The organism is Pseudomonas sp. S12(2018) (assembly GCF_024355235.1).
GTDB classification, from domain to species: domain Bacteria; phylum Pseudomonadota; class Gammaproteobacteria; order Pseudomonadales; family Pseudomonadaceae; genus Aquipseudomonas; species Aquipseudomonas palmensis.
The window spans coordinates 279,235-282,335 of record NZ_QLAD01000008.1; the positions used below are offsets into that span (position 1 = coordinate 279,235).

The following is a 3,101-nucleotide window of genomic DNA, read 5'->3' on the forward strand; positions in this document are numbered from 1 at the left end:
AGCGGCCGAGCAAACCAGGATAGCGCCATCCATCTGAGCAGCACCGGTAATCATGTTTTTTACATAGTCGGCGTGACCCGGGCAGTCAACGTGCGCATAGTGACGAATGTTCGAGTCATACTCGACGTGCGCAGTATTGATGGTGATGCCACGTGCTTTTTCTTCCGGGGCGCTGTCGATCTTGTCGAAGTCAACCTTGGCAGAACCGAAAACCTCGGAGCAAACGCGAGTCAGCGCGGCGGTCAACGTCGTCTTACCATGGTCAACGTGACCAATGGTGCCGACGTTCACATGCGGCTTGTTACGTTCGAACTTTTCCTTAGCCATCGAGACTGTCCCCCGGTAGAAGTAATAAGCAGATCAAACCGACCATTAAAACAAAGGCAGATATTTTCATATCTGCCTTGTCATATGGAGCTCTTGAGCGGATTTGAACCGCTGACCTCACCCTTACCAAGGGTGTGCTCTACCAACTGAGCTACAAGAGCGTAACACTGTGCAACAACAGCAAACCTGGAGCGGGTAGCGGGAATCGAACCCGCATCATCAGCTTGGAAGGCTGAGGTTCTACCACTAAACTATACCCGCGGAGCTTGCAGCTCTCGCTAAACTGGTGGAGGGAGAAGGATTCGAACCTTCGAAGTCGTAGACGTCAGATTTACAGTCTGATCCCTTTGGCCGCTCGGGAACCCCTCCAATGTGGCCGGCATTTTCTACTCTTGCCGTCCTGCTGTCAAGCTTTTTCTCATTAAAATCTTGAGGTTAGCTACTTTGACAACTGCTTCACTGCGTTACCACCTAGTGGTCATCGCTGTGGAGCGGGCGCCATTCTATGCAAACTATTCGATAGTTGCAACGCCTTCGCACAACATTATTTTATCTTTTAAGTCTTTGAAATCATGGGAAAGTCCGGCGAGCACCGTTGCGTCCAGCAAGCGACGGCTTTCAGGCGCTATCTGCAGCCACCACCCCTGACTGTCGGGCAGCCTCCCCACTACCTTGCGCGCCCGGATATCCAGGCTGATCAGACGCTGACGAAGGCTATTCAGTAGCTCGGGGCTAGCCAATGCCCCAAGGTAGAGACACTCATCGTCCTTCTGCGATGGCGCCTCGCGAGACTCGCTGAGTAGACGAATACCCTGCTGACTTCCCTTGTAGAGCGACAGCGATGTCACCTCTTTCGCCCTCAACGGTGCCTCCTGCTGGTGCCAGACGTAGTAGACGACATTGAGGACCAGCAATAACAGAAACAACCAGCGCATACACACCTCACTCCAGCGGACAGGCCATCGCCAGGCCTACGAACACCAGGTCGGGAACGATTCGGGCTTGCGGTACCACCTGGTGCAACAGGCCTGCGTCGCCACCGGTAATGAACAGGGTAAAATCCTCACCCCACAATGAGCGCGCCTGCTCGAGCTGAGTCAACACAAATCCATGCAGCATGAGCGTACAGCCGCGCTCTACCGCCTCGACGGTAGAGCGCCCAGGCTGCAGACTCGACAATGCACGCTCGGCGGACTCGTCGTCATAGCGGATACGCCGGGTATGGGTACGCAATTGATTGCGCATCAATGGCATCCCAGGGCAGATGAAACCTCCCAGGTGTTCCCCCTGCGCCGATACGAAATCCGATGTGACAGCAGTCCCCAGATCGATGACCACGCATGCCCTTCTGGCCAGATGGTACCCGCCGAGCAAAGCCAGCCACCGATCGAGCCCAAGACGCTCGTAATCGTCATAGCCATTGGTAACCCCGGCCAATGCAGTTGCCGAGCGCGCGCGCACTATCGACAGCCCGAACGCCTTCACCAGGGCATCACCAAGATGATCGGTCTCTTCTTCTGTACGCACACTGACCAGGCGGCAACGGGCCGGGGTATCGCCCGCAAGCGCCTCAACAGCCTCGATCAGCGCCTGGTTGGTATCGACGATGCCGCCGCCAACAACCGATGCGTCGGTGCGGATAACCCGCCACTTGATAAAACTGTTACCGCAATCGAGCTCAAGAATCATCGCGCAACCTCAAACTGAGCTCACCACCACTAAAGCTCTTCTCAACACCTTCGACCTGAAGACGCAGCGCGCCCTGACGATCGATACCGAGCACAACGCCGTCGACCCTGGTGACGCCGGCTATCAACGATACTGCACACCCCTGCCACAGGTGCCCTTGCTCCCACTCCGCCTGCAAGTCGGTAAAACCCGACTGACGATGTCGCTCCAGGTAAACCTGCAGATTCTCATTGAGAAGCGCAACCAGCTGGTTGCGATCAACCTGCTGCCCTGTCTCGAGCCGGACGGATGTCCATGCCTGATCGACCTCGCTGTTGGTCTGCATATTCACGTTCACACCAATACCCAGCACCACATGACAGACATCAGCGGGATCCCCCACAAGCTCAAGAAGAATACCTGCGATCTTGCGACCGTTGGCCAGCACATCATTTGGCCACTTCAAGCCCGCAGCATTCACTCCGACGGACTGAAGGGTACGCATGACCGCCAAACCCACCACAAGGCTCAGGCCTTCCAGTTGCCGCATGCCACCGTCGATACGCAGCACTAGGCTGTAATAGAGATTCTGCGCAAAGGGGCTTGACCAGTTTCTGCCACGCCGACCGCGCCCTGCGCTCTGATGCTCAGCCAGAACCAGAAAGGGTGCCTGGCGACCGGCACTGATCGCGCGCAACGCTTCGGCATTTGTCGAGTCAATCTCTTCATGGATGTGCATTGGCCAGAGCCGGCCTGTACCGGCACTCTCGATGGCGCTGACGTCCAACAGCGACAAGGGCGCAGCCAATCTGTAGCCCCGCCCTCGCACCTTGTACACCGGCAGACTCAATTCAGCCTCGAGATGCTGCAATTGCTTCCACACGGCGCTGCGGCTGATGCCCAGGGCAGCACCCAAGGCCTCGCCGGAATGGAATCGACCATCCTTGAGGAGTTTCAACAACTTCAGCATGCCAATCTCGACTCACAATGAGGCACGCATGATAGCTATGCGCTGAAGGATTGCATACCTGTTGTAGGACGCGTCCTTACGGAGAAATAGCTGCGTGATCGCAGCTTTTTCAGCCCACAAAAACAAAACCCCTATC

4 protein-coding genes and 3 tRNA genes are annotated in these 3,101 nt (G+C 56.3%); all 7 read right to left on the reverse strand.

Annotation, left to right across the window (positions count from 1 at the left end):
• The coding region (locus tag DN388_RS20320) for a GTP-binding protein (RefSeq protein WP_255001938.1) at window positions 1-327 on the reverse strand (327 nt) is incomplete at its 3' end.
• Between the two features lie 85 nt (window positions 328-412).
• Window positions 413-488, reverse strand: a tRNA-Thr gene (locus DN388_RS20325).
• Window positions 489-514: 26 nt separating this feature from the next.
• Window positions 515-588: transfer RNA gene (locus DN388_RS20330), tRNA-Gly, on the reverse strand.
• A gap of 23 nt (window positions 589-611) precedes the next feature.
• Window positions 612-696, reverse strand: a tRNA-Tyr gene (locus DN388_RS20335).
• Window positions 697-839: 143 nt separating this feature from the next.
• On the reverse strand, window positions 840-1,262 hold the full coding sequence (locus DN388_RS20340) for a hypothetical protein (protein ID WP_043861942.1): 423 nt from the start codon (window positions 1,260-1,262) through the stop codon (window positions 840-842).
• Window positions 1,263-1,269: 7 nt separating this feature from the next.
• On the reverse strand, window positions 1,270-2,016 hold the full coding sequence (locus DN388_RS20345; RefSeq protein WP_043861943.1) for a pantothenate kinase: 747 nt from the start codon (window positions 2,014-2,016) through the stop codon (window positions 1,270-1,272).
• A complete protein-coding gene (birA, locus tag DN388_RS20350; protein WP_043861944.1) occupies window positions 2,006-2,965 on the reverse strand; it encodes a bifunctional biotin--[acetyl-CoA-carboxylase] ligase/biotin operon repressor BirA in 960 nt (319 codons plus the stop codon). Before birA ends, DN388_RS20345 begins: the two co-directional genes overlap by 11 nt.
• Window positions 2,966-3,101: the final 136 nt, after the last annotated feature.